General features: G+C 56.0%; 27 protein-coding genes. 19 read left to right on the top strand and 8 right to left on the bottom strand.

Features of this window, described 5'->3' with window-relative positions; translation table 11 throughout:
• The first annotated feature begins 3 nt into the window (after positions 1-3).
• From eutH to eutR, 7 genes are read left to right on the top strand one after another with little or no spacing between them, the layout of a single operon-like run.
• Positions 4-1230: an ethanolamine utilization protein EutH gene (gene eutH / locus AL479_RS02345; protein ID WP_061074923.1), complete on the top strand. Its 1227-nt coding sequence runs from the start codon at positions 4-6 to the stop codon at positions 1228-1230.
• Positions 1227-2630 carry an ethanolamine ammonia-lyase reactivating factor EutA gene (gene eutA / locus AL479_RS02340; RefSeq protein WP_061074922.1) on the top strand — a complete coding sequence of 468 codons (1404 nt, stop codon included), beginning with the start codon at positions 1227-1229 and terminating at the stop codon, positions 2628-2630. The genes eutH and eutA overlap by 4 nt, the downstream gene beginning before the upstream one ends.
• A gap of 11 nt (positions 2631-2641) precedes the next feature.
• Entirely contained in the window at positions 2642-4003 is a 1362-nt protein-coding gene (eutB, locus tag AL479_RS02335) for an ethanolamine ammonia-lyase subunit alpha (RefSeq protein ID WP_061074921.1), read from the top strand.
• A 20-nt stretch (positions 4004-4023) separates the two neighbouring features.
• On the top strand, positions 4024-4920 hold the full coding sequence (gene eutC / locus AL479_RS02330) for an ethanolamine ammonia-lyase subunit EutC (RefSeq protein WP_061074920.1): 897 nt from the start codon (positions 4024-4026) through the stop codon (positions 4918-4920).
• A gap of 9 nt (positions 4921-4929) precedes the next feature.
• Positions 4930-5589: an ethanolamine utilization microcompartment protein EutL gene (gene eutL / locus AL479_RS02325; protein WP_046484833.1), complete on the top strand. Its 660-nt coding sequence runs from the start codon at positions 4930-4932 to the stop codon at positions 5587-5589.
• A 12-nt stretch (positions 5590-5601) separates the two neighbouring features.
• On the top strand, positions 5602-6108 hold the full coding sequence (gene eutK / locus AL479_RS02320; RefSeq protein ID WP_061074919.1) for an ethanolamine utilization microcompartment protein EutK: 507 nt from the start codon (positions 5602-5604) through the stop codon (positions 6106-6108).
• Positions 6109-6155: 47 nt separating this feature from the next.
• Entirely contained in the window at positions 6156-7208 is a 1053-nt protein-coding gene (gene eutR, locus AL479_RS02315) for an HTH-type transcriptional regulator EutR (RefSeq protein WP_061074918.1), read from the top strand.
• A 95-nt stretch (positions 7209-7303) separates the two neighbouring features.
• Here the strand turns inward: eutR and hemF are convergent, their stop codons facing one another.
• Together hemF and amiA are read right to left on the bottom strand one after the other, a co-directional pair.
• The gene (gene hemF / locus AL479_RS02310) at positions 7304-8203 is read right to left on the bottom strand and encodes an oxygen-dependent coproporphyrinogen oxidase (RefSeq protein WP_061074917.1); all 900 of its coding nucleotides are present in this window, start codon (positions 8201-8203) and stop codon (positions 7304-7306) included.
• 2 nt (positions 8204-8205) lie between these two features.
• Complete coding sequence (gene amiA / locus AL479_RS02305; protein WP_061074916.1) at positions 8206-9075, bottom strand: N-acetylmuramoyl-L-alanine amidase AmiA; 870 nt, start codon at positions 9073-9075, stop codon at positions 8206-8208.
• A 212-nt stretch (positions 9076-9287) separates the two neighbouring features.
• Between amiA and AL479_RS02300 the strand changes: the two genes are divergently transcribed.
• The 10 genes from AL479_RS02300 to cysM all read left to right on the top strand — a co-directional run bounded on the left by AL479_RS02300 (position 9288) and on the right by cysM (position 17695).
• Positions 9288-9713: a GNAT family acetyltransferase gene (locus AL479_RS02300; RefSeq protein WP_042317665.1), complete on the top strand. Its 426-nt coding sequence runs from the start codon at positions 9288-9290 to the stop codon at positions 9711-9713.
• Entirely contained in the window at positions 9700-10149 is a 450-nt protein-coding gene (locus tag AL479_RS02295) for a DUF2919 domain-containing protein (protein ID WP_061074915.1), read from the top strand. The genes AL479_RS02300 and AL479_RS02295 overlap by 14 nt, the downstream gene beginning before the upstream one ends.
• Positions 10150-10209: 60 nt before the next feature.
• A complete protein-coding gene (locus tag AL479_RS02290) occupies positions 10210-10785 on the top strand; it encodes an RpoE-regulated lipoprotein (RefSeq protein WP_061074914.1) in 576 nt (191 codons plus the stop codon).
• Between the two features lie 95 nt (positions 10786-10880).
• Complete coding sequence (gene yfeX, locus AL479_RS02285) at positions 10881-11780, top strand: porphyrinogen peroxidase (protein ID WP_061074913.1); 900 nt, start codon at positions 10881-10883, stop codon at positions 11778-11780.
• A gap of 179 nt (positions 11781-11959) precedes the next feature.
• Positions 11960-12751, top strand: coding sequence for an SDR family oxidoreductase UcpA (gene ucpA / locus AL479_RS02280; RefSeq protein ID WP_061074912.1), 792 nt, complete (start codon positions 11960-11962; stop codon positions 12749-12751).
• Positions 12752-12905: 154 nt separating this feature from the next.
• A complete protein-coding gene (gene cysP / locus AL479_RS02275) occupies positions 12906-13922 on the top strand; it encodes a thiosulfate/sulfate ABC transporter substrate-binding protein CysP (protein WP_061074911.1) in 1017 nt (338 codons plus the stop codon).
• Positions 13922-14755 (top strand): sulfate/thiosulfate ABC transporter permease CysT, encoded by an 834-nt coding sequence (cysT, locus tag AL479_RS02270; protein WP_061074910.1) that lies wholly within the window; start codon positions 13922-13924, stop codon positions 14753-14755. Before cysP ends, cysT begins: the two co-directional genes overlap by 1 nt.
• On the top strand, positions 14755-15630 hold the full coding sequence (gene cysW, locus AL479_RS02265) for a sulfate/thiosulfate ABC transporter permease CysW (protein WP_061074909.1): 876 nt from the start codon (positions 14755-14757) through the stop codon (positions 15628-15630). The genes cysT and cysW overlap by 1 nt, the downstream gene beginning before the upstream one ends.
• On the top strand, positions 15620-16717 hold the full coding sequence (gene cysA, locus AL479_RS02260) for a sulfate/thiosulfate ABC transporter ATP-binding protein CysA (RefSeq protein ID WP_061074908.1): 1098 nt from the start codon (positions 15620-15622) through the stop codon (positions 16715-16717). Before cysW ends, cysA begins: the two co-directional genes overlap by 11 nt.
• A 66-nt stretch (positions 16718-16783) precedes the next feature.
• Positions 16784-17695 carry a cysteine synthase CysM gene (gene cysM / locus AL479_RS02255; protein ID WP_061074907.1) on the top strand — a complete coding sequence of 304 codons (912 nt, stop codon included), beginning with the start codon at positions 16784-16786 and terminating at the stop codon, positions 17693-17695.
• Between the two features lie 31 nt (positions 17696-17726).
• Here cysM and AL479_RS02250 read toward each other — a convergent pair whose 3' ends face one another.
• Together AL479_RS02250 and ptsJ are read right to left on the bottom strand one after the other, a co-directional pair.
• Positions 17727-18443, bottom strand: a complete 717-nt coding sequence (locus tag AL479_RS02250; RefSeq protein WP_061074906.1) for a type 1 glutamine amidotransferase — start codon at positions 18441-18443, stop codon at positions 17727-17729.
• Between the two features lie 13 nt (positions 18444-18456).
• On the bottom strand, positions 18457-19752 hold the full coding sequence (gene ptsJ, locus AL479_RS02245; RefSeq protein WP_061074905.1) for a transcriptional regulator PtsJ: 1296 nt from the start codon (positions 19750-19752) through the stop codon (positions 18457-18459).
• Between the two features lie 82 nt (positions 19753-19834).
• Here ptsJ and pdxK point away from each other — a divergent pair, with 82 nt between their 5' ends.
• Positions 19835-20701 (top strand): pyridoxine/pyridoxal/pyridoxamine kinase, encoded by an 867-nt coding sequence (gene pdxK, locus AL479_RS02240; protein WP_061074904.1) that lies wholly within the window; start codon positions 19835-19837, stop codon positions 20699-20701.
• Positions 20698-20937, top strand: coding sequence for a hypothetical protein (locus AL479_RS02235; RefSeq protein ID WP_042999906.1), 240 nt, complete (start codon positions 20698-20700; stop codon positions 20935-20937). The genes pdxK and AL479_RS02235 overlap by 4 nt, the downstream gene beginning before the upstream one ends.
• Before the next feature lie 109 nt (positions 20938-21046).
• On the opposite strand, the gene crr is transcribed toward AL479_RS02235, so the two are convergent.
• The 4 genes from crr to cysK all read right to left on the bottom strand — a co-directional run bounded on the left by crr (position 21047) and on the right by cysK (position 24982).
• The gene (gene crr, locus AL479_RS02230; protein WP_061074903.1) at positions 21047-21556 is read right to left on the bottom strand and encodes a PTS glucose transporter subunit IIA; all 510 of its coding nucleotides are present in this window, start codon (positions 21554-21556) and stop codon (positions 21047-21049) included.
• A 40-nt stretch (positions 21557-21596) separates the two neighbouring features.
• Entirely contained in the window at positions 21597-23324 is a 1728-nt protein-coding gene (gene ptsI, locus AL479_RS02225) for a phosphoenolpyruvate-protein phosphotransferase PtsI (protein ID WP_061074902.1), read from the bottom strand.
• A 46-nt stretch (positions 23325-23370) separates the two neighbouring features.
• On the bottom strand, positions 23371-23628 hold the full coding sequence (gene ptsH / locus AL479_RS02220) for a phosphocarrier protein Hpr (protein ID WP_000487600.1): 258 nt from the start codon (positions 23626-23628) through the stop codon (positions 23371-23373).
• Positions 23629-24010: 382 nt separating this feature from the next.
• Positions 24011-24982, bottom strand: coding sequence for a cysteine synthase A (cysK, locus tag AL479_RS02210; RefSeq protein WP_042999909.1), 972 nt, complete (start codon positions 24980-24982; stop codon positions 24011-24013).
• Between the last annotated feature and the right edge of the window lie 85 nt (positions 24983-25067).

Here is a 25067-nt window from a genome sequence, read left to right as displayed (position 1 = left end):
GGTATGGGAATTAACGAAATCATCATGTACATCATGATGTTCTTTATGCTGATTGCCGCCGTGGACAGGATCCTGTCGCAGTTCGGCGGGTCGGCGCGTTACCTCGGGAAGTTCGGCAAAAGTATTGAGGGATCCGGCGGTCAGTTCGAAGAAGGATTTATGGCGATGGGTGCACTGGGACTGGCGATGGTCGGTATGACCGCGCTGGCGCCGGTGTTAGCCAAACTGCTTGGGCCGGTGATTATTCCGCTGTATGAAATGCTTGGTGCGAACCCGTCGATGTTCGCCGGAACGCTGCTGGCGTGCGATATGGGCGGCTTCTTCCTCGCCAAAGAGCTGGCGGGTGGCGATGTCGCGGCGTGGCTCTACTCGGGGTTGATTCTGGGGGCAATGATGGGACCTACCATCGTGTTCTCTATCCCCGTTGCGCTGGGCATTATCGAACCGTCCGACCGCCGTTATCTGGCGCTTGGCGTGCTGGCAGGCATTGTCACGATCCCTATTGGCTGTATTGCCGGCGGTCTGGTCGCGATGTATTCGGGCGTTGAGATCAATGGACAACCGGTCGAGTTCACCTTCGCGCTGATCCTGATGAACATGATCCCGGTGATCATCGTCGCCGTGCTGGTGGCGCTGGGACTGAAATTCATCCCGGAAAAAATGATCAACGGCTTCCAGATCTTCGCCAAATTCCTCGTCGCGCTGATCACCATTGGTCTCGCCGCGGCAGTCATCAAGTTCCTGCTGGGCTGGGAGCTGATCCCTGGTCTCGACCCGATCTTCATGGCGCCTGGCGACACCCCCGGTGAAGTGATGCGCGCCATTGAAGTGATCGGTTCTATCTCCTGCGTGCTGCTCGGGGCGTATCCGATGGTGCTGTTGCTGACCCGCTGGTTTGAGAAACCGCTGATGCGTGTTGGTAGCCTGTTGAAAATCAACAATATGGCGGCAGGCGGCATGGTGGCGACACTGGCGAATAACATCCCGATGTTCGGCATGATGAAGCAGATGGATACCCGCGGCAAAGTGATCAACTGCGCCTTCGCCGTCTCCGCAGCCTTCGCGCTGGGTGACCACTTAGGTTTCGCGGCGGCCAACATGAACGCCATGATCTTCCCGATGATTGTCGGCAAATTGATTGGCGGTGTCACGGCAATTGGCGTGGCCATGATGTTGGTGCCAAAAGATGAAAACGTTCCGGCAGAAACGGAAGTGGAGGCGCAATCGTGAACACGCGCCAGCTACTGAGCGTCGGTATCGATATCGGCACCACGACCACTCAGGTGATCTTCTCGCGCCTGGAACTGGTTAACCGTGCGGCTGTGTCGCAGGTGCCCCGTTACGAATTCATCAAACGCGACATTAGCTGGCAAAGCCCGGTCTTCTTTACCCCCGTCGATAAGCAGGGTGGGTTACGGGAGGACGAACTTAAAGCGCTGATCCTCGCGCAGTATCAGGCGGCGGGGATCGCGCCGGAATCGGTTGATTCAGGGGCCATCATCATCACCGGCGAGAGTGCGAAAACCCGCAACGCGCGCCCGGCGGTGATGACGCTCTCCCAGTCGCTCGGCGACTTTGTGGTTGCCAGCGCCGGACCGCATCTGGAATCGGTGATTGCCGGTCACGGCGCCGGGGCGCAAACCCTGTCTGAACAGCGGATGTGCCGGGTGCTGAACATCGACATCGGCGGCGGCACTTCGAACTACGCGCTGTTTGATGCCGGAAAGGTGAGCGGCACCGCCTGCCTGAACGTCGGCGGACGTCTGCTGGAGACTGACGGTCAAGGGCGCGTCGTGCATGCCCATCAACCCGGTCAGAAGATTGTCGATGAGGTATTCGGTGTTGGTACCGATGCCCGTTCACTGACCGTCGCGCAGTTAGGGCAGGTAGCGCAGCGGATGGCGAGTCTGATCGTAGAAGTGATCGACGGCGCGCTGTCGCCATTGGCGCAGACGCTGATGCAAACCGGGTTACTGCCAGCGGACGCGAAGCCGGAGGTGATCACCCTGTCCGGCGGCGTGGGGGAGTGCTATCGCAACCTGCCTGCCGACCCGTTCTGTTTTTCTGATATTGGGCCGCTGCTGGCGACGGCGCTGCATGAGCATCCGCGTCTGCGTGCGATGAACGTGCAGTTTCCGGCGCAGACCGTGCGCGCCACGGTGATTGGCGCAGGGGCGCACACGCTGTCGCTCTCGGGCAGCACCATCTGGCTGGAAGGGGTTCAGTTGCCGCTGCGCAATCTGCCGGTGGCGATCCCGATGGATGACGCCGATCTGGTTGGCGCGTGGCAACAGGCGCTGATGCAGCTCGATCTGGATCCACAGACTGACGCATACGTACTGGCGCTTCCCGCCTCGCTGCCGGTGCGTTACGCCGCATTACTTACGGTCATCGACGCGCTGCTGGCCTTCATCGCGCGTTACCCGAATCCGCATCCCCTGCTGGTGGTGGCCGAGCAGGACTTTGGTAAAGCGCTGGGCATGCTGTTGCGCCCACAGTTACAGCAACTCCCGCTGGCGGTCATTGACGAAGTGATTGTCCGGGCGGGCGACTATATCGACATTGGTACGCCTTTGTTTGGCGGATCGGTTGTGCCGGTGACGGTGAAATCACTCGCATTTCCTTCCTGAGGGAACGACTTATGAAACTAAAGACCACATTGTTCGGCAATGTTTATCAGTTTAAGGATGTAAAAGAGGTGCTGGCAAAAGCCAACGAACTGCGTTCGGGGGATGTGCTGGCCGGCGTCGCGGCGCAAAGCTCGCAGGAGCGTGTAGCGGCGAAACAGGTGTTGTCGGAAATGACGGTGGCGGATATTCGCAACAACCCGGTGATTTCCTATGAAGAGGACTGCGTCACGCGTCTGATTCAGGACGATGTCAACGAAACGGCCTACAACCGCATTAAGAACTGGAGCATCAGCGAGCTGCGTGAGCATGTGCTGAGCGATGAGACCTCGGTTGATGATATTGCCTTTACGCGTAAAGGACTGACCTCGGAAGTGGTGGCGGCGGTGGCGAAGATCTGCTCTAACGCGGATCTGATCTACGGCGGCAAGAAAATGCCGGTGATCAAAAAGGCCAACACCACGATCGGGATTCCCGGCACCTTCAGTTGTCGTCTGCAGCCGAACGATACCCGTGATGATGTGCAGAGTATTGCCGCGCAAATCTACGAAGGGCTCTCTTTTGGGGCTGGCGATGCGGTGATTGGCGTCAACCCGGTGACCGACGACGTGGAGAACTTAAGCCGCGTGCTGGACACGGTTTATGGGGTAATCGACAAGTTCAACATCCCGACCCAGGGCTGTGTGCTGGCGCACGTTACCACGCAGATTGAAGCGATCCGTCGCGGTGCGCCGGGTGGACTGATCTTCCAGAGTATCTGCGGCAGTGAAAAGGGCTTAAAAGAGTTCGGCGTGGAGCTGGCAATGCTGGACGAAGCGCGTGCGGTAGGGGCGGAGTTTAACCGGATCGCCGGGGAAAACTGCCTGTACTTTGAAACCGGACAGGGCTCGGCGCTCTCTGCCGGGGCGAACTTCGGGGCGGACCAGGTGACGATGGAAGCGCGTAACTACGGTCTGGCGCGTCACTACGATCCATTCCTGGTGAACACCGTGGTGGGCTTTATCGGGCCGGAGTATCTCTACAATGACCGTCAGATCATTCGTGCCGGTCTGGAAGACCACTTTATGGGCAAGCTGAGCGGCATTTCGATGGGCTGCGACTGCTGCTACACCAACCATGCCGATGCCGATCAGAACCTCAACGAAAACCTGATGATTCTGCTCGCCACCGCGGGTTGTAACTACATCATGGGTATGCCGCTTGGCGACGACATCATGCTCAACTACCAGACTACCGCCTTCCACGATACGGCGACCGTACGCCAGTTGCTGAATCTGCGTCCGTCGCCGGAGTTTGAACGCTGGCTGGAAACAATGGGCATTATGGCAAATGGTCGCCTGACCAAACGGGCGGGCGATCCGTCACTGTTCTTCTGATGACGCGGGGATGACAAACAATGGATCAAAAACAGATTGAAGAAATTGTACGCAGCGTAATGGCGTCAATGGGACAGACACAGCCGCAGACCGCCGCCCCGTCGCCGCAGTCCTGCAACCAGACGTCGTGCGCGGCGCCGTCCACCGCAGAGAGCTGCGCGCTGGATCTGGGTTCCGCTGAAGCGAAAGCCTGGATTGGCGTGGAAAATCCGCACCGCGCAGAGGTGCTGACCGAACTGCGGCGCAGCACCGCGGCGCGCGTCTGCACCGGACGTGCCGGTCCGCGTCCACGCACTCAGGCGCTACTGCGTTTTCTCGCCGACCACTCACGCTCGAAAGACACCGTACTGAAAGAGGTGCCGGAAGAGTGGGTGAAAGCACAGGGACTGCTGGAAGTGCGCTCGGAAATCAGCGACAAGAATCTCTACCTGACGCGCCCGGATATGGGCCGCCGTCTGAGCCAGGAAGCCATAGAGGCGCTGAAATCACAGTGCGTCGCCAATCCGGATGTTCAGGTGGTGGTGTCTGACGGCCTGTCTACCGATGCGATCACCGCGAACTATGAAGAGATCCTGCCGCCGCTGCTGTCCGGTCTGAAGCAGGCCGGGCTGAAGGTCGGGACACCGTTCTTTGTCCGCTATGGCCGCGTGAAGATTGAAGACCAGATCGGCGAGATCCTCGGGGCGAAAGTGGTGATTCTGCTGGTCGGTGAACGTCCTGGGCTGGGGCAGTCGGAAAGTCTCTCCTGCTACGCGGTCTATTCACCGCGCGTGGCGACGACGGTGGAGGCCGACCGTACCTGTATTTCCAATATCCACCAGGGGGGCACGCCGCCGGTAGAAGCGGCTGCTGTCATCGTGGATTTGGCCAAACGCATGCTGGAGCAAAAAGCGTCCGGCATCAACATGACCCGTTAAGGAGGCATCATGCCAGCATTAGATTTGATTCGACCCTCGGTCAGCGCGATGCGCGTGATTGCTTCCGTGAACGACGGGTTTGCACGTGAACTTAAATTACCGCCGCATATACGTAGCCTCGGTCTCATCACGGCAGATTCTGATGACGTGACGTATATTGCCGCAGACGAAGCGACAAAACAGGCGATGGTTGAAGTGGTGTATGGCCGTTCGCTGTACGCCGGGGCAGCCCATGGGCCGTCACCGACAGCGGGTGAAGTGCTGATTATGTTGGGGGGACCGAACCCGGCGGAAGTGCGTGCCGGTCTGGATGCGATGGTCGCGCATATCGAAGGCGGCGCGGCGTTCCAGTGGGCGAACGATGCAGAAAACACGGCGTTTCTGGCGCACGTGGTATCGCGTACCGGTTCTTATCTCTCGTCAACGGCAGGCATTGCGCTGGGCGATCCGCTGGCCTATCTGGTGGCACCACCGCTGGAAGCAACCTATGGCATTGATGCGGCGATGAAATCTGCCGATGTCCAGCTGGTGACCTACGTGCCGCCACCGTCGGAAACCAACTACTCGGCGGCATTTTTGACCGGCAGCCAGGCTGCCTGTAAAGCCGCCTGTAATGCCTTTGCCGATGCGGTTCTGGACATCGCCCGTAACCCTGTTCAGCGCGCGTAACGGAGGTCATCAATGATCAATGCACTGGGGTTACTGGAAGTGGAAGGCATGGTCGCCGCCGTTGATGCGGCGGATGCCATGCTGAAAGCCGCCAACGTCAACCTGCTGAGCCACGAAGTGCTTGACCCGGGCAAAGTGACGCTGGTGGTGGAAGGCGATCTGGCGGCGTGCCGCGCGGCGCTGGATGCCGGAAGCGCCGCAGCACAGCGCACAGGTCGCGTCATCAGCCGCAAAGAAATTGGTCGGCCAGACGACGACACCCAGTGGCTGATCGGCGGATTTAAGCGCGCGTCGACTCCTCCTGAGCAGAAGAAAGCGCTACAGCCTGAAGCGCCTGCGCGGTCTGAATACGCCGACGCGCTGCTGGCGCAGCTCGCGACGGTGCGTCAGGGAATGACGGCAGGAGAGGTCGCCGCGCACTTTGGCTGGCCGCTTGAAGAGGCCAGAAACGCACTGGAACAGCTCTTTACTGACGGGGCGTTGCGTAAACGCAGTAGTCGCTATCGCTTAAAAAATTAACCTGTCGGAGGGCCGGGCGTCTTACCAGGCGTCCGGCATAAAAGATCATGAAAAAGACCCGTTCAGCCAGTTTGCACCATCTTTATCATGAAGCGTTACCCGAAGACGTTAAACTCACGCCAAAGGTTGAAGTGGACAACGTTCACCAGCGGCGGACCACGGATGTTTATGAGCACGCCCTGACAATTACCGCCTGGCAGCAGATTTACGATCAGCTGCATCCGGGGAAGTTTCATGGCGAATTCACGGAAATCCTGCTTGATGACATTCAGGTTTTTCGCGAATACACCGGACTGGCGCTACGTCAGTCATGCCTGGTCTGGCCGAATTCGTTCTGGTTTGGCATTCCGGCCACGCGCGGCGAGCAGGGATTTATTGGCGCACAGTGTCTCGGCAGCGCCGAGATTGCGACCCGCCCGGGCGGTACGGAGTTTGAGCTGAGCACGCCGGATGATTACACGATTCTCGGGGTCGTTATCTCAGAGGATGTGATTTCCCGCCAGGCACAGTTTTTACATAATCCGGAAAGGGTGCTGCATATGCTGCGCAACCAGTCGGCGCTGGAGGTCAAAGAGCAGCACAAGGCGGCGCTGTGGGGCTTTGTCCAGCAGGCGCTGGCGACCTTTAGCGAGAATCCGGAGAATCTTCATCAACCCGCAGTGCGTAAGGTGCTGGGGGATAATCTGTTGTTGGCGATGGGCATGATGCTGGAGGACGCGCATCCCATCAACTCGGCGGAGAGTATCAGCCATCAGGGCTACCGCAAACTGCTCTCCCGGGCGCGGGACTATGTGCTGGACAATATGTCGGAGCCGCTGACGGTACTCGACCTCTGCAACCAGCTTCACGTCAGCCGTCGTACGTTGCAGAATGCATTTCACGCGATTCTGGGGATTGGACCGAATGCGTGGCTGAAGCGGATCCGACTGAATGCGGTGCGACGGGAATTAATCAGTCCGTGGTCACAGAGTACCACGGTCAAGGATGCGGCAATGCAGTGGGGGTTCTGGCATTTAGGGCAGTTCGCCACCGACTACCAGCAATTGTTTGCCGAGAAACCATCACTGACGTTGCACCAGCGCATGCGCCAGTGGATGTAACGTCGCGACGGCGTGCCGGATGGCGCTGCGCTTATCCGGCCTACGGGTGAAATGTCATTGCCAGGCCGGATAAGGCGTAAGACGCCATCAGGCAATTACACCCACTCACGCACCTGAATAAAATCGCTGAGAGCGGCCTCCGGGCTGTCGGCATCCGGCTGCCAGTCGTATTCCCAACGCACCAGCGGCGGCATTGACATCAGAATCGATTCGGTGCGCCCGCCGGTCTGTAGCCCAAACAGGGTGCCACGATCCCATACCAGATTAAATTCTACGTAACGACCACGGCGATAGAGCTGGAAATTACGCTCACGCTCACCCCAGCGCATCGCCTTACGGCGCTCAACGATCGGCAGATACGCTTCGGTATAGCCCTGGCCGACGGCCTGCATAAAGGCGAAACAGTGGTCAAAATCCGGCGTGTTCAGATCGTCGAAAAACAGCCCGCCGATCCCGCGCTGCTCGTTGCGATGTTTGAGGAAGAAATAGTCATCGCACCACTTTTTGTAACGCGGATAGACCTCGTCGCCAAACGGCTGACACAGATCGCGCGCGGTGCGATGCCAGTGAACGGCGTCTTCTTCAAAGCCGTAATAGGGCGTTAAGTCGAAGCCGCCGCCAAACCACCAGACCGGATCGGCACCCGGTTTTTCGGCGATGAAGAAACGCACGTTGGCATGGCTGGTGGGAATATAAGGATTGAGCGGATGCACGACCAGTGATACGCCCATCGCTTCAAAGCTGCGTCCTGCCAGCTCCGGGCGGTGGGCCGTGGCCGATGCTGGCATGGCGTCACCGTGTACGTGAGAAAAATTGACGCCAGCCTGTTCGAAGATGCCGCCGTTACGCAGTACCCGACTGCGTCCGCCGCCGCCCGCGTCACGCTGCCAGCTATCTTCGACAAACTCCGCGCCGTCAATGGCGGTGAGTTGCTGGCAAATGGCATCCTGCAGGTTCAGCAGGAACTGTTTTACGCGTAGAGCATCGGGTTTCATGATTAACGTTTCTTCGAGTGTGCTTTCTGATTATCAAACCAGTGGAAATAGCTGATCACGCCGTTGGCAATGGCGGTGGCAATCTTCTGGCGAAAGGCCGTGGTGCCCAGCAGTCGCTCTTCTTCCGGATTGGTGATGAATGAGGTTTCCACCAACACCGAGGGAATTGACGGTGATTTTAGCACCACAAACGCCGCCTGTTCCGTACTGCGGCTGTGCAGTTTATGTACGGGTTTGATCTTCCTGAGAATATGTGAACCCAGCGTCAGGCTGTTTTTGATGGTATCCGTTTGTACCAGATCGAACAGCACCTGCTGCAACAGGTGATCTTTGTCGGTCGTTTTCTTGCCGGCGACTTCATCGGCGCGGTTTTCGCGGTCGGAAAGGTATTTCGCCATCGCGCTACTGGCTCCGCGATTGGAGAGGGCAAACACCGACGCGCCCGCAGCGCTGGGATTGGTAAAGCCGTCCGCGTGGATCGACATAAACAGATCCGCGCCGTGCTTGTGGGCGATTTCGACGCGATCGTACAGAGGAATAAAGGTGTCGCCTGAACGCGTCAGACGGCAGTCGATCCCCTGACTGCGCAAAATGGAACGCACATTTTTCGCAATCGCCAGCACAACATGCTTTTCTTTGGAGCCGTTGCGGCCAATGGCTCCGGTGTCGATACCGCCGTGCCCCGGGTCCAGCACGACAATTCGCTTGCCGCCCGATTTTTTCGTGGCAGGCTGGCTGTGACCATTGCTGGTTTTCAGTGGGGCTTCTTTGGCTGTGGCGTTCGCCATCCCTGTTAATGTCAGCGCCGCCAGTCCGGCTTTCAGCACCTGACGGCGCGATGTGAGAGTTTTTAGCGGTTTAAAAGTGCTCATACGGCCTGAGTTGTAAAAAAAAAGAATCCCGATGTTATATCGTATCGCGTAATCCGTTACGACGCTTGATGTTGAGAATTGTTTTACTTTTCATTTCAATACGTGACAATCCGCTATTATGCCATTTTTTCCGCCGTTTCGCGTCAGATATTGGCTAAATGGGGCGTTCGCGCCATAATCGGAGTTTTAACCTTGAAAAGGGCCTCAATACCATGGAGATACGCGTTTTTCGCCAGGAAGATTTCGAGGAGGTGATCACCCTCTGGGAGCGCTGCGATTTGTTGCGTCCGTGGAATGACCCGGAAATGGATATCGAGCGGAAGGTGAACCACGACGTCAGCCTGTTTCTCGTTGCGGAAGTGAACGGGGAAGTGGTGGGGACGGTGATGGGCGGCTACGACGGTCATCGCGGGTCGGCTTATTATCTTGGCGTGCACCCGGAATTTCGCGGTCGCGGCATCGCCAATGCGCTGCTTAACCGGCTTGAGAAGAAACTCATCGCGCGCGGTTGCCCGAAGATTCAGATCATGGTGCGTGAAGATAACGACGTGGTGCTGGGGATGTATGAGCGACTCGGCTATGAGCATTCCGACGTGCTGTGTCTGGGAAAACGCCTGATCGAAGATGAAGAATACTGAGTTTCATCCTGCAGATTACGACGGCCACGGCCATTTGCGTCTGCCCTTTTTGTTCTGGTTTGTGCTGCTGCTTCAGGCGCGGACCTGGGTGCTGTTTGTGATCGCCGGTTCCTCTCGCGAGCAGGGCACTGCGCTGCTGAATCTGTTTTATCCCGATCACGGCACCTTTTGGCTGGGACTGCTGCCCGGCATTCCTGCTGTGATCGCGTTTTTGCTGAGCGGGCGACGTTACACTTTTCCGCGTTTATGGCAGGCATTGCGACTGCTGTTGATTGTTGCACAGGTGGCGCTGCTCTGCTGGCAGCCTGTTCTGTGGTTCAATGGTTCCCCTGTTAACGGCGTTGGCCTGTCGCTGGTGGTCGCCGATATCGTGGCGCTTCTCTGGCTGCTGACAAATCGACGGATGCGCGCCTGTTTTACCCTGGAAAAAGAATAACGGAACTTTTTGGTGAAGCCGGACTCCAGGTAACGTTGATCATTAATGAAAGGAAGTGAGATGAAATCGCTGCGTGTATTGTTATGTGCCATGCCGCTGGTGCTGACCGGCTGTTCGACGCTGTCGTCGGTAAACTGGTCTGCCGCCAATCCGTGGAACTGGTTTGGTTCATCGACAGAGGTGACTGAGCAGGGCGTTGGCGCACTCACGGCATCGACGCCGCTAAATGAGCAGGCCATTGCTGATGCGCTGGACGGCGACTATCGCCTGCGTAGCGGCATGAAGACTGAGAATGGCAATGTGGTGCGCTTTTTCGAAGCCATGAACGGCGACAAGGTGGCGATGGTCATTCACGGCGAGCAGGGTAACATCAGCCGCATTGATGTCATGGATAGCGAGATTCCTTCCGACGCAGGCGTTGAAATTGGCACACCGTTCAGCGACCTCTACAGCAAAGCGTTCGGTCATTGTCAGCCTGCCAGCCACGATGAGCAAAGCGCAGTAGAATGTAAAGCCGAAGGCAGTCAACATATCAGCTATCTCTTTACCGGCGAATGGAAGGGACCGGAAGGGTTAATGCCGCCGGACGATACGCTGAAAACGTGGAAAGTGAGCAAAATTATCTGGCGTCGTTAATTTGCGTCTGGACAAACCCTCGAACGTAAAAACAGGGTAAAATAACGCCCATCAATGCCACGATTGCGTGGCATTCTCATTTTTCAGGAGGAATGATGTCTCAGGTTCAGAGTGGCATTTTGCCAGAGCATTGCCGTGCGGCGATTTGGATTGAAGCGAATGTGAAAGGCGACGTTGATGCCCTGCGTGGCGCCAGCAAAGCGTTCGCCGATAAACTGGCGACCTTCGAAGCGAAATTCCCGGACGCCCATCTGGGGGCGGTCGTGGCCTTCGGCAACAACACCTGGCGCGCCCTGAGCGGCGGAGTGGGGGCTGAAGAGCTGAAAGACTTTATCCCTTACGGTAAAGGTCTGGCTCCGGCGACCCAGTACGATGTGCTGATCCACATTCTTTCTCTGCGTCACGATGTGAACTTCTCTGTCGCTCAGGCGGCGATGGAAGCCTTCGGCGATTGCATTGAGGTCCAGGAAGAGATCCACGGTTTCCGTTGGGTGGAAGAGCGTGATCTCAGCGGCTTTGTCGACGGTACGGAAAACCCGGCAGGGGAAGAGACGCGCCGCGAAGTGGCGGTCATCAAAGACGGCGTGGATGCGGGTGGCAGCTACGTCTTTGTTCAGCGCTGGGAACACAATCTGAAACAGCTCAACCGCATGAGTATTCACGATCAGGAGATGATGATCGGGCGTACCAAAGAAGCCAACGAAGAGATCGATGGCGACGATCGCCCGGTAACGTCGCACCTGAGCCGTGTGGATCTGAAAGAAGACGGCAAAGGGCTGAAAATTGTTCGCCAGAGCCTGCCATACGGCACCGCCAGCGGCACCCATGGCCTCTATTTCTGCGCCTACTGTGCGCGTCTGCACAACATTGAACAGCAGCTGCTGAGCATGTTTGGCGACACCGACGGAAAACGCGACGCCATGCTGCGCTTCACCAAACCGGTAACCGGCGGCTATTACTTTGCGCCGTCACTGGACCGTTTGCTGGCACTGTAACTTTCTGCCAGTGCACGTCGATACGACCAGCATAAAAATAGCGTCCCCGCCCCGGCGGGGATTATTTTTATCTAAGATTTACCTTAATTAGTGAGCTGTTCCTCAGCACGTATCCTTTTTTGCTGTATTTTCAATGTTAATGGAGTGTGAGACTTCATATTCACAAGGAGAGCATTGAAATGGGTAAACTCACGGGCAAAACAGCATTGATTACGGGCGCATCACAGGGCATTGGCGAAGGCATCGCTAAAGTGTTTGCCCGGCATGGGGCGAACTTAATCTTGCTGGATATCTCCGATGAGATTGAAAAGCTGGCGGACGAACTGGGTGGCCGCGGGCATCGCTGTACGGCTGTGATTGCGGATGTGACCGATCCCGCGTCTGTGGCGGCGGCGTTGAAGAAAGCGAAAGAGGTGGAAGGCCGCATCGACATTCTGGTCAACAATGCGGGCGTCTGCCGTCTGGGAAGCTTCCTCGACATGAGCGACGAAGACCGCGACTTCCACATTGATGTGAACATCAAAGGCGTCTGGAACGTGACCAAAGCCGTTCTGCCGGAGATGATTAAACGTAAAGACGGACGCATCGTGATGATGTCCTCGGTCACTGGCGATATGGTCGCCGATCCGGGTGAAACCGCCTATGCGTTGTCGAAGGCAGCGATTGTCGGGCTGACCAAATCACTGGCGGTGGAGTATGCCCAGTCGGGGATTCGCGTGAATGCGATTTGCCCGGGCTACGTGCGTACCCCGATGGCGGAAAGCATCGCGCAGCAGTCCAATCCGACCGATCCGGAATCGGTGCTGACTGAGATGGCGAAAGCGATCCCGCTGCGTCGACTGGCCTGTCCGCTGGAAGTGGGTGAACTGGCCGCCTTCCTCGCCTCTGATGAATCCAGCTATCTCACGGGGACGCAGAACGTGATTGACGGCGGCAGCACGTTGCCGGAGACCGTCAGCGTCGGAATCTGACGACCGCACAACCCCTTCTGACCATCAGGAGGGGTTTCTCTTATTCCCTTTTCAACTTTCAAATCAGTAAACGGTATATAAAACCGTTACTCCTTTCACACTCGTTATAAATATTATGGCTATTAGAAAGTCATCAAATTTATAAGGGTGCGCAATGGCCGTTAACTTACTGAAAAAAAGATATCTGACGCTGATGGCGTCGCTGTTACTGGTCGGTCAGGCGCAGGCGACGGAGCTGTTGAACAGCTCGTACGACGTCTCCCGCGAACTGTTTGCCGCCCTCAACCCGCCGTTTGAACAGCAGTGGGCGAAAGATAACGGCGGCGATAAGCTGACGATTAAGCAGTCGCACGCGGGCTCCTCAAAGCAGGCGCTGGCAATTTTACAGGGACTGAAAGCCGACGTCGTGACCTACAACCAGGTGACTGACGTGCAGATCCTGCATGACAAAGGCAAGCTGATCCCGGCCGACTGGCAAAGCCGTCTGCCGAACAACAGCTCACCGTTTTACTCCACGATGGGGTTCCTGGTACGTAAAGGCAACCCGAAGAACATTCGCGACTGGAACGACCTTGTCCGTTCTGATGTGAAGCTGATCTTCCCGAACCCGAAAACCTCCGGTAACGCCCGTTACACGTATCTGGCCGCCTGGGGCGCTGCCGATAACGCGGACGGCGGCGATAAAGCCAAAACCGAACAGTTCATGACCCAGTTCCTGAAAAACGTCGAAGTGTTTGATACCGGCGGTCGCGGTGCGACCACGACGTTTGCTGAGCGTGGACTGGGCGATGTGCTGATTAGCTTTGAGTCCGAAGTGAACAACATTCGCAAACAGTATGAAGCACAGGGTTTTGAAGTCGTTATCCCGAAAACCAATATTCTGGCTGAGTTCCCGGTTGCCTGGGTGGATAAAAATGTGCAGGCCAACGGCACCGAGAAAGCGGCGAAAGCCTATCTGAACTGGCTGTACAGCCCGCAGGCGCAAACCATCATCACAGACTACTACTACCGTGTGAACAACCCGGAGGTGATGGACAAGCTGAAAGACAAATTCCCGCAGACCGAACTGTTCCGCGTGGAAGAGAAATTTGGCTCCTGGCCTGAGGTGATGAAAACCCATTTCGCCAGCGGTGGTGAACTGGACAAACTGTTGGCGGCGGGGCGTAAGTAATGTTTGCAGTCTCCTCCCGACGCGTACTGCCCGGCTTTACCTTAAGTCTGGGCACCAGCCTGCTGTTCGTGTGCCTGATTTTGCTGCTGCCGCTCAGTGCGTTAGTGATGCAACTGGCGCAGATGAGCTGGGCGCAATACTGGGATGTGATTACCAATCCGCAGGTGGTTGCTGCCTATAAGGTGACGCTGTTGTCGGCGTTTGTGGCGTCGATATTTAACGGTGTGTTTGGCCTGCTGATGGCGTGGATTTTAACCCGCTATCGTTTCCCGGGGCGCACGCTGCTGGATGCGCTGATGGACCTGCCGTTTGCGCTGCCGACGGCAGTTGCCGGTCTGACGCTGGCTTCGCTGTTTTCGGTTAACGGTTTCTACGGCGAATGGCTGGCAAAGTTTGATATCAAGGTGACGTACACCTGGCTTGGCATTGCGGTGGCGATGGCGTTCACCAGCATTCCGTTTGTGGTGCGTACCGTGCAACCGGTGCTGGAGGAGTTAGGCCCGGAGTATGAAGAAGCGGCGGAAACCCTGGGCGCCACGCGGCTGCAAAGCTTTCGCAAGGTGGTGTTACCCGAGCTGTCACCAGCGCTGGTTGCCGGCGTGGCGCTGTCGTTTACCCGTAGCCTCGGCGAGTTCGGCGCAGTGATATTCATCGCTGGCAATATCGCCTGGAAAACGGAAGTCACCTCGCTGATGATTTTTGTTCGCTTGCAGGAATTTGATTACCCTGCCGCCAGCGCAATTGCCTCGGTGATCCTCGCGGCATCGTTGTTGCTGCTGTTTTCAATTAACACCCTGCAAAGTCGCTTTGGCCGACGTGTGGTAGGTCACTAATGGCGGAAGTTACTCAATTGAAGCGTTATGACGCCCCCCGTATCAACTGGGGAAAATGGTTTCTGATTGGCACCGGCATGTTGGTGTCGGCGTTCATCCTGCTGGTGCCGATGATCTACATCTTCGTCCAGGCGTTCAGTAAAGGGCTGATGCCCGTACTACAGAATCTGGCCGATCCGGATATGCTGCATGCCATCTGGTTGACGGTGTTGATCGCCCTGATTGCGGTGCCGGTAAATCTGGTGTTTGGCATTCTGCTGGCCTGGCTGGTCACCCGTTTTAACTTTCCGGGCCGCCAGTTGCTGCTGACGCTGCTGGATATTCCTTTCGCTGTTTCGCCGGTGGTGGCGGGGCTGGTGTATCTGTTGTTTTACGGCTCCAACGGTCCGTTGGGCGGCTGGCTGGACGAACATAACCTGCAAATTATGTTCTCCTGGCCGGGGATGGTGCTGGTCACCATCTTCGTGACCTGCCCGTTTGTGGTACGTGAACTGGTGCCGGTGATGCTCAGTCAGGGCAGCCAGGAGGATGAGGCGGCGATTTTGCTGGGCGCATCTGGCTGGCAGATGTTCCGACGTGTGACGCTGCCGAACATTCGCTGGGCGCTGTTGTATGGCGTGGTGCTGACTAACGCCCGTGCGATTGGCGAGTTTGGCGCGGTGTCGGTGGTTTCCGGCTCAATTCGCGGCGAAACCCTGTCGCTGCCGTTACAGATTGAATTACTGGAGCAGGACTACAACACCGTTGGCTCCTTTACCGCTGCGGCGCTATTGACGCTGATGGCGATTATTACCCTGTTTTTGAAGAGCATGTTGCAATGGCGCCTGGAGAATCAGGAAAAACGCGCGCAACAGGAGGAAAATCATGAGCATTGAGATTGCCAATATTAAGAAGTCTTTTGGTCGCACCCAGGTGCTGAACGATATCTCACTGGATATTCCTTCAGGTCAGATGGTTGCCTTGCTGGGGCCGTCGGGTTCCGGTAAAACCACGCTGCTGCGCATTATTGCCGGGCTGGAGCATCAGTCCAGCGGGCATATTCGTTTCCACGGTACCGACGTCAGCCGCCTGCATGCGCGCGATCGTAAGGTGGGATTTGTCTTTCAGCACTACGCGCTGTTTCGCCATATGACGGTGTTCGACAATATCGCCTTTGGCCTGAGCGTCCTGCCGCGTCGTGAGCGTCCCAATGCGGCGGCGATTAAAGCCAAAGTGACGACACTGCTGGAGATGGTGCAACTGGCACACCTGGCAGATCGCTTCCCGGCACAGCTTTCAGGTGGACAAAAACAGCGTGTCGCGCTGGCCCGCGCCTTAGCCGTTGAACCGCAAATTCTGCTGCTGGATGAGCCGTTCGGCGCCCTCGATGCGCAGGTGCGTAAAGAGCTGCGCCGCTGGCTGCGTCAACTGCATGAAGAGCTGAAATTCACCAGCGTCTTTGTCACACACGATCAGGAAGAGGCCACCGAAGTGGCGGACCGCGTGGTGGTGATGAGTCAGGGCAATATTGAACAGGCCGATGCGCCGGATCAGGTCTGGCGTGAACCGGCGACCCGCTTTGTACTGGAATTTATGGGGGAAGTTAACCGCCTGCAAGGCACCATTCGCGGTGGGCAGTTCCACGTTGGCGCACACCGCTGGCCGCTCGGCTATACGCCCGCGTATCAGGGGCCGGTCGACCTGTTCCTTCGTCCGTGGGAAGTCGATATCAGCCGCCGTACCAGCCTGGATTCACCGTTGCCGGTACAGGTCATTGAAGCCAGCCCGAAAGGCCACTACACCCAATTAGTTGTGCAGCCGCTCGGGTGGTATCACGACCCGCTGACCGTGGTCATGCAGGGGGACGATGCTCCAGTACGCGGCGAGCGCCTGTTTGTGGGGCTGCAAAATGCACGCTTATACAATGGCGAGCTGCGCATTGAGACGCGTGATGAGGAACTTGCTCTGGCACAAAGTGCTTGATAGGTTATCGGTATGTTTATCGCCCGGAGGCGCACCGCGATCCGGGCTTTTTTATGGACAGCGCACGTGAATACATTAGAACAAACAATTGGCAATACGCCGCTGGTGAAACTGCAACGGCTGACGCCGGATAATGGCAGTGAAATTTGGGTCAAACTGGAAGGTAACAATCCAGCAGGATCGGTAAAAGATCGTGCCGCGTTATCGATGATTGTTGAAGCGGAAAAGCGCGGTGAGATTAAACCTGGTGATGTATTAATTGAGGCCACCAGCGGGAACACTGGCATTGCGCTGGCGATGATTGCGGCACTGAAAGGTTATCGCATGAAGCTGCTGATGCCGGACAACATGAGCCAGGAGCGTCGTGCGGCGATGCGCGCCTACGGTGCCGAGCTGATTCTGGTGACCAAAGAGCAGGGAATGGAAGGGGCGCGAGATTTAGCGCTGGAGATGGCTCAGCGCGGCGAAGGCACGCTGCTGGACCAGTTCAACAACCCTGATAACCCGTACGCGCATTACACCACCACGGGGCCGGAAATCTGGCGGCAAACGTCCGGACGTCTCACCCATTTTGTTTCCAGTATGGGCACCACCGGCACTATCACCGGGGTGTCTCGCTTTCTGCGTGAGCAGGCCAGCGCGGTCGCTATTGTGGGCTTGCAACCGGAAGAGGGCAGCAGCATTCCGGGGATTCGTCGCTGGCCAGCGGAATACATGCCGGGCATTTTTAATGCTCAGCTTGTCGATCAGGTCGTGGATATTCACCAGCGAGACGCGGAGAACACCATGCGTGAACTGGCGGTACGTGAAGGGATCTTCTGTGGCGTCAGCTCAGGCGGCGCGGTCGCTGGTGCGATACGGATTGCGAAAGCAAATCCGGGCGCGGTGGTAGTGGCGATTATTTGCGATCGCGGCGATCGCTATCTCTCTACCGGCGTGTTTGGCGAAGAGCACTTCAGTCAGGGCGCGGGGATTTAATCACATTGCCCGGCGATGACCGGGCATGCGGTTAACCCTGACGTTTTTTCACCAACAGATCGAGGAACTGCCAGAGTTTTTCATTCATTTCCTTATAATCCCATTCGCGCATTTCCGCATTCGAGCGAATAAAGCGCTTCCCTTTGGCTTCCGCCAGCTCTTGCTCAGAGTGTTGAATCAGCCCCTCCACCGCCTCGGCGGTAAATTCCATGTGGCACTGGAAGCCGTAGACAAAATTGCCATATTGCACGATCTGCCGTGGGCAGCCGACGCTGGCGGCAAGCACCGTGGCCTGATCGGTAAGCCCTGGCATGTCGTTATGCCAGTGACCAACCGTCAGCGGAGAGCCGAAGTGAGCAAGCAACGGATGCTGTTTTCCTGCTTCGGTCAGCGTAATGGGATAGTGACCAATCTCTTTTTCCGGGCTCTGGCAGACCCTTGCTCCCAGCGCTTCGCCAATCAACTGCGAACCCAGACAGATCCCGACCACAATCCGACCCGCCGAGATGGCCTGGTTGATCAGGTGTTGTTCAGCCTTTGAGTCAAAATAAGGGCACTCCGCAAGCGTGGTGCGCGGTGACTGCGGGCCGCCAAACACGACCAGCATCTCAAAGCCATCGGCGTTAGCCGGAACCGGTTCGTTGTCGTAGACGCGGGTCCAGGTGATGTGGTGACCGCGCGTTTCAGCCCATGGCAAATAAGCGCCTGCTGATTCAAATGATTCGTGAATAATAAAATGGACGTGCACGGATGATCTCCTGTTATTGGCTCAGCGCCTGATGAAGATGGGCGGCCAGGCGGTTGATATCGTTGTCATTGAGTGTGGAAAGGGTGATACGCAGACCCTGCGCGGGCGTGTTAACGCCGAAAGCGTCGCCTTCACGCACCAGCCAACCGGATTTCGCCAGTGCGAATGCAACGTTCTGGCGGGTTTCGGCAAGCGGTAGCCACAGGTTCAGACCATCGCCGGGGAAAACGCTGTTGATGCCTTGTGCGTGCAGCGCCTTCGCCAGTTTACGCTGCTGATCGGCGTAAAACTGGCGGGATTCGGCGAGCGTATGCTGCCAGACGGGGTCTGCCAGACAGGTGTAAACCAGATCCTGCAAAATATGGCTAACCCACTGGCTGCCGGCGTTAAGACGCAGGCGTAATTTTGCCGACGTCGCGGGATCGCTGGCGACAATGGCAAGACGCAGGTCTGGTCCCAGCGTTTTCGACATTGAGCGAACGATCGACCAGTGGAGCGTTTCCGCCGCAATCACCGGATGCCACGCGGAGGCAGAAAGCAGGGCAAAGTGGTCGTCAACAATCACCAGCACCTGTGGGTATCGCGCCAGGATTGCCTGTAATGCGCCCGCGCGTGCGGCGCTTAAACTGCATCCCGTCGGGTTGTGCGCCCGAGGTGTTACGATCACTGCCCGGGCGCCTTTACTCAGCGCCTGTTCGAGCCCCTCCGGTTGCATTCCTTCGCTATCGACGCTCACCGGGCTGGCGCTGAATCCGGCGTATCGCAGCATATTGATACTGCTTAAAAAGCACGGGTCCTCAACCACCACGCTGTCACCGGGCAGCAGATGGGCGCTCAGCAGGCGTTCAATGGCGTCAATTGCGCCGCTGGTGATATCAATTTCACCCGCAGCGGGAACGGCATCCTGCATCCACTGCGTGGCCCAGCGCTTTAGCTCCGGGGAAACCGGCGCGTCACCGTACAGGCGGTGGCCGTGATGACATTTTGCAAAGTAACGGCTCAGGTCCGGCAGGCGAGCCGGGTCAGGATTTCCGCTGGAGAGATCGTGAAGCGGCGTGTGCGGGTCGCCGCCTTCGCGCGCGATGGGCGTCGAGGCGCTTTTAATAACGGTGCCATTGCGGCCACGACTTTGCGCCAGTCCGGATGTCACCAGGCGTTTGTAGGCCGCTGCAACAGTATTGCGATTCACATTGAGTTGCACAGCCAGTTCCCGTACCGGCGGCAGTGTTTCACCCGCAGGCAACACGCCGCTGGTGACGTGCTGACGTATACTGTCAAAGATTTCGCTGGCGGTTTTTCCGTCGATCATTATTGACCTATGACAAAATGAATTTTAGCATATGACGATAATAGTGAGGCACCCGCCCGCTGTCCAGTGAGAGGAGAAGTCTATGGGGCAGGAGAGTGATATTCAGTCAGTGCTCTTCGACGATAAGCATCGGGCGTTGCAGACCGATATTGTCGCCGTTCAGTCACAGGTGGTGTATGGCAGCGTCGGCAATAGCATCGCTGTGCCAGCCATCAAAGCAAAGGGTTTGCGGGTGACGGCGGTGCCTACCGTCCTGTTCAGTAATACTCCGCACTATGACACGTTCTATGGGGGCGTCATTCCGGCTGACTGGTTCCGTGGTTATTTGCTGGCGTTAAGCGAGCGTGATGCGCTGCGCGAGTTAAAGGCCGTGACCACCGGTTATATGGGCAGCGCGGAACAAATCGCCCTGCTGGCGCAATGGTTGCAAGACGTTCGTAAAACGCATCCTGATATTCCTGTCCTGGTCGATCCGGTGATTGGCGATACCGACAGCGGAATGTATGTGAAAGCCGAGATACCGGATGCCTATCGACATCACCTGTTGCCGCTGGCGCAGGGGCTGACGCCGAATGTCTTCGAACTGGAGATGCTCAGCGGTATGCCGTGCCGCACGCTGGAGGACGCTGTCGTCGCGGCGAGATCGCTGCTGACCGACACGCTGAAGTGGATTGTGATCACCAGCGCGCCTGGACAGGACAGTGAAACCATCAATGTGGCGGTAGTGACGGCCCAAACGCTGGATGTGATTGAGCATCCGCGGGTAGAAACCGATCTGAAAGGGACCGGCGATCTGTTTTGTGCCGAGTTGATTAGCGGCATTGTGCTGGGGAAATCGCTGACGCAGGCAACGCAACAGGCCGCAGAACGCGTGCTGGCGGTGATGACCTGGACGCAGCAATGCGGATGTGACGAACTGATACTGCCTCCGGCAGGGGAGGCGCGATGAAGAGTTATCGGTTGGTGGTTCGCCAGCAAGGGCGCATTGTGGGGCATTTTGAAACCAGCGGGCTGAATGCGCTGGAAGATATCTGCGTGGCGCGCGCGATGTTTGGCATCACGGGTGGCTATCAGTGCGAACTGCTGGTTTCTGATTCAGAAAAGCGGATGCTGGAGAGTGGACCGGAAGGGATGAAAATCCTGATGCGTGAAAAGTGTTATCGCCCGGTGACCTCGCCATTGTGACCCTGGTACCGATGCCGGATGGCGGCGGGAACGCCTTATCAGGCGGATTTTGCCATCCGGTAGATAAAAAAATGGCGCCATCTGGCGCCATTTTTTCCTGCGGCAAGAATTATTTCTTGATGCGGATAACCGGGGTTTCACCCACAGTCACGCTACCGGACAGTTTGATCAGTTCTTTGATTTCGTCCATGTTGGAGATAACAACCGGAGTCAGGGTTGACTTGGCTTTTTCTTCCAGCAGCGGCAGATCGAATTCAATAACCGGGTCACCCACTTTCACACGCTGGCCTTCTTCAGCGATACGCTTGAAGCCTTCGCCTTTCAGCTCAACGGTGTCGATACCGAAGTGAACAAACAGTTCGATACCGTTATCGGATTCGATAGAGAACGCATGGTTGGTCTCAAAGATTTTGCCGATGGTACCGTCAACCGGTGCAACCATCTTATTACCGGTTGGTTTGATAGCGATGCCATCACCCACGATTTTTTCAGCAAAAACGACATCCGGTACGTCTTCGATGTTGACGATCTCGCCAGAGAGCGGTGCAACAATCTCAATAGTTCCGGTGTCTTTCTTATCATCAGAAACCAGAGACTTCAGTTTATCGAACAAACCCATGATCTTCTCCTAAGCAGTAAATTGGGCCGCATCTCGTGGATTAGCAGATTGTTTTTTCTTCAATGAACTTGTTAACCAGCGTCATTAACTCGTCCGTTGTCGGTTGAGCAAGAGCCTGCTCTGCTAACACCTTCGCATCTTCGAAGTTCGTGTTACGGATAATCTTCTTAATGCGCGGGATAGAAATGGCGCTCATAGAGAATTCGTCCAGACCCATCCCCAGCAACAGAAGTGTAGCACGTTCGTCGCCTGCAAGCTCACCACACATGCCAGTCCATTTACCTTCAGCATGAGAAGCATCAATAACTTGCTTGATCAATGTGAGGACAGATGGCGACATTGGCTGGTAGAGATGTGAAATCATATCATTACCACGGTCAACTGCCAGAGTGTACTGCGTTAAATCATTGGTGCCGATACTAAAGAAATCAACTTCTTTGGCTAAATGACGAGCAATTGTTGCCGCAGCCGGTGTTTCCACCATCACGCCAATCTCAATGGTTTCGTCAAATGCTTTACCTTCGTCACGCAGTTCCTGTTTGTAGATTTCAATCTCTTTGCGCAGCGCGCGGACTTCTTCAACAGAGATGATCATCGGGAACATAATGCGCAGTTTGCCGAAAGCAGACGCGCGCAGGATAGCGCGAACCTGATCGCGCAGGATCTCTTTACGATCCATCGCGATACGCACGGCACGCCAGCCCAGGAACGGGTTTTCTTCTTTCGGGAAGTTCATGTACGGCAGTTCTTTGTCGCCGCCGATGTCCATGGTACGCACGATCACCGCCTGAGAGCCACAGGCTTCAGCCACGGCTTTGTAAGCCGCAAACTGTTCTTCTTCAGTCGGCAGCGCGTCGCGATCCATAAACAGGAATTCAGTACGGTACAGACCAACGCCTTCCGCACCGTTGCGTTCTGCGCCTTCAACGTCACGCACGGTACCGATGTTGGCGCACACTTCAACCTGATGGCCATCCAGAGTGATGGCTGGCAGGTCTTTCAGTTTAGCCAGTTCCGCTTTTTCAGTGGCAACTTGCTCCTGAACGGCGCGCAGTTTTTCAATTTCTTCGTTGGTCGGGTTGACGTAAACCTGGTTGTTTACGGCATCCAGAATCAGATAATCATCGTTTTTCACCTGAGAGGTGACGCTACCGGTACCCACGATGGCTGGCAGTTCCAGAGAACGCGCCATGATAGAGGTGTGGGAAGTGCGACCGCCCACGTCAGTAATGAAACCCAGCACTTTCTGCAGGTTCAGCTGTGCGGTTTCGGACGGGGTCAGGTCAGCGGCAACCAGGATCACTTCGTCCTGAATGGCGCTCAGGTCAATAATTGCCAGCCCGAGGATGTTGCGCAGCAGGCGCTTACCGATGTCACGTACGTCAGCCGCACGTTCTTTCAGGTATTCATCATCCAGTTCTTCCAGGGCAGTGGCCTGACCTTCGATAATTTCATGCGCAGCTGCGTCAGCCGTCATGTGTTTATCTTTAATCAGGGCTATGATTTCCTGCTCCAGCTCCTCATCTTCGAGTAGCATAATATGCCCTTCGAAAATGGCTTCTTTTTCTTCACCGAACGTTTCACCAGCTTTCGTTTTGATCGCTTCTAACTGTGCAGATGCCTTGGCACGACCGCTCAGAAAACGTTCAACTTCCTGATCAACCTTGTCGGCAGAAACTTTTTTCCGGTCAATGACGATTTCGTCTTCTTTCAACAAAAGTGCTTTGCCGAAAGCGATACCCGGGGATGCTAAAATGCCTGAAATCATAACCCTACCTTACTTGTGACTGATTTTTAAAAGAACCCGGAAAAACTTATTCCAGTTCCGCCATCAGCTTAACCAGATGTTCTACGGCTTTCTGCTCGTCTTCACCTTCTGCAGAGATGGTAACGACGGTACCCTGAGTCAGACCCAGAGTTTGCAGTTTAAACAGGCTTTTCGCGCTGGCGCTTTTGCCGTTGGAAGTCACAGTAATCTCAGAAGTGAAGCCTTTCGCTTCTTTAACAAACTGAGCAGCAGGGCGGGTGTGCAGACCGTTCGGAGCGGTAATGGTAACTTCTTGCTGGAACATTGTATTTCCCCAACTTATAGGTTTAGTGTTGTGGAACTAAAGTCTAGCCTGGCGGTTTGACTTTAGCCTGTATTGATAGCGCCGGCGTAAACGGGCGCGACACACCAGGTGTTTTACGCAATCCGTTGCAGTCAACCTCTGGCCGCTGACGTTTCGCTCGTCATTAAACATTATGCCGCTAAATCAATACTTGAACCAAATCATAAAATCGATTCAGCCAGCAGTTTTCCTGTAACGATTAATTTCGCGCTTCAAAATAATTAATCAGGTTAAATACCAGACCTGGCGGGGTGAAGCAATGGCAGGTGGGGTGAAAGTTTGAAGCAGGCCACAAAAAAGCACCTGAAAAGGTGCTTTTTTACGCGTTTTTAACATGCTGGCATTACTGTTGCAATTCTTTCTCTGTGAAGAGATCGGCAAACAGTGCTGTGCTCAGATAACGCTCACCCGATGACGGTAGGATAACCACAATATTCTTATTGGTAAAGGTTTCATCTTCCTGAAGCTTAAGGGCGGCAGCCACTGCGGCTCCGGAGGAGATACCGGCAAGAATGCCTTCCTCTTCCATCAGGCGGCGGGCGGTGGAGATCGCCTCTTCGTTGGTGATGGCGACCACTTTATCGATCAGTTTCAGATCCAGGTTGCCCGGAATGAAACCGGCACCGATACCCTGAATTTTGTGCGGACCTGGCTTCAGCTCTTCACCTGCCAGCGCCTGCGCGATAACCGGGGAATCCGTTGGCTCAACGGCAACGGTAATCAGGTCGGTTTTGCCTTTGGTGCCTTTAATATAGCGGGTGACGCCGGTCAGCGTACCGCCAGTCCCCACGCCGGAGATGAAAACGTCAACCTGGCCGTCGGTATCTTCCCAGATTTCCGGACCGGTGGTTTTTTCGTGAATTTCCGGGTTAGCCGGGTTGCTGAACTGCTGAAGCAGCAGATATTTTGCCGGATCGCTGGCGACGATTTCTTCCGCTTTCTGAATCGCGCCTTTCATGCCTTTTGCGCCTTCGGTCAGCACCAGATTGGCGCCCAGCGCTTTCAACAGTTTGCGACGTTCGATACTCATGGTTTCCGGCATGGTCAGCGTCAGCTTGTAACCACGAGCCGCAGCGACATAGGCCAGCGCGATACCGGTGTTGCCGCTGGTGGGTTCAACCAGCTCGACGCCCGGTTTCAGCACGCCGCGTTTTTCAGCATCCCAAATCATGTTGGCACCAATACGGCATTTCACGCTGAAGCTTGGGTTACGTGATTCCACCTTCGCCAGAATGCGTCCGTTACCGATACGGTTCAGTCGAACCAGCGGCGTATGACCGATAGTCAGCGAGTTGTCTTCAAAAATCTTACTCATGGCCTGTCCTTAACTGTATGAAATTGGGATACCTTCCCAGCATACCCTTCAGACGAATATGGGGAAGTAAGGATTTCGCATATCT

The organism is Citrobacter amalonaticus (genome assembly GCF_001559075.2).
GTDB classification, from domain to species: Bacteria; Pseudomonadota; Gammaproteobacteria; order Enterobacterales; family Enterobacteriaceae; genus Citrobacter_A; species Citrobacter_A amalonaticus_F.
The sequence above is the reverse complement of the archived record's forward strand: the minus strand, read 5'-3'. Positions and strand labels throughout refer to the sequence as shown.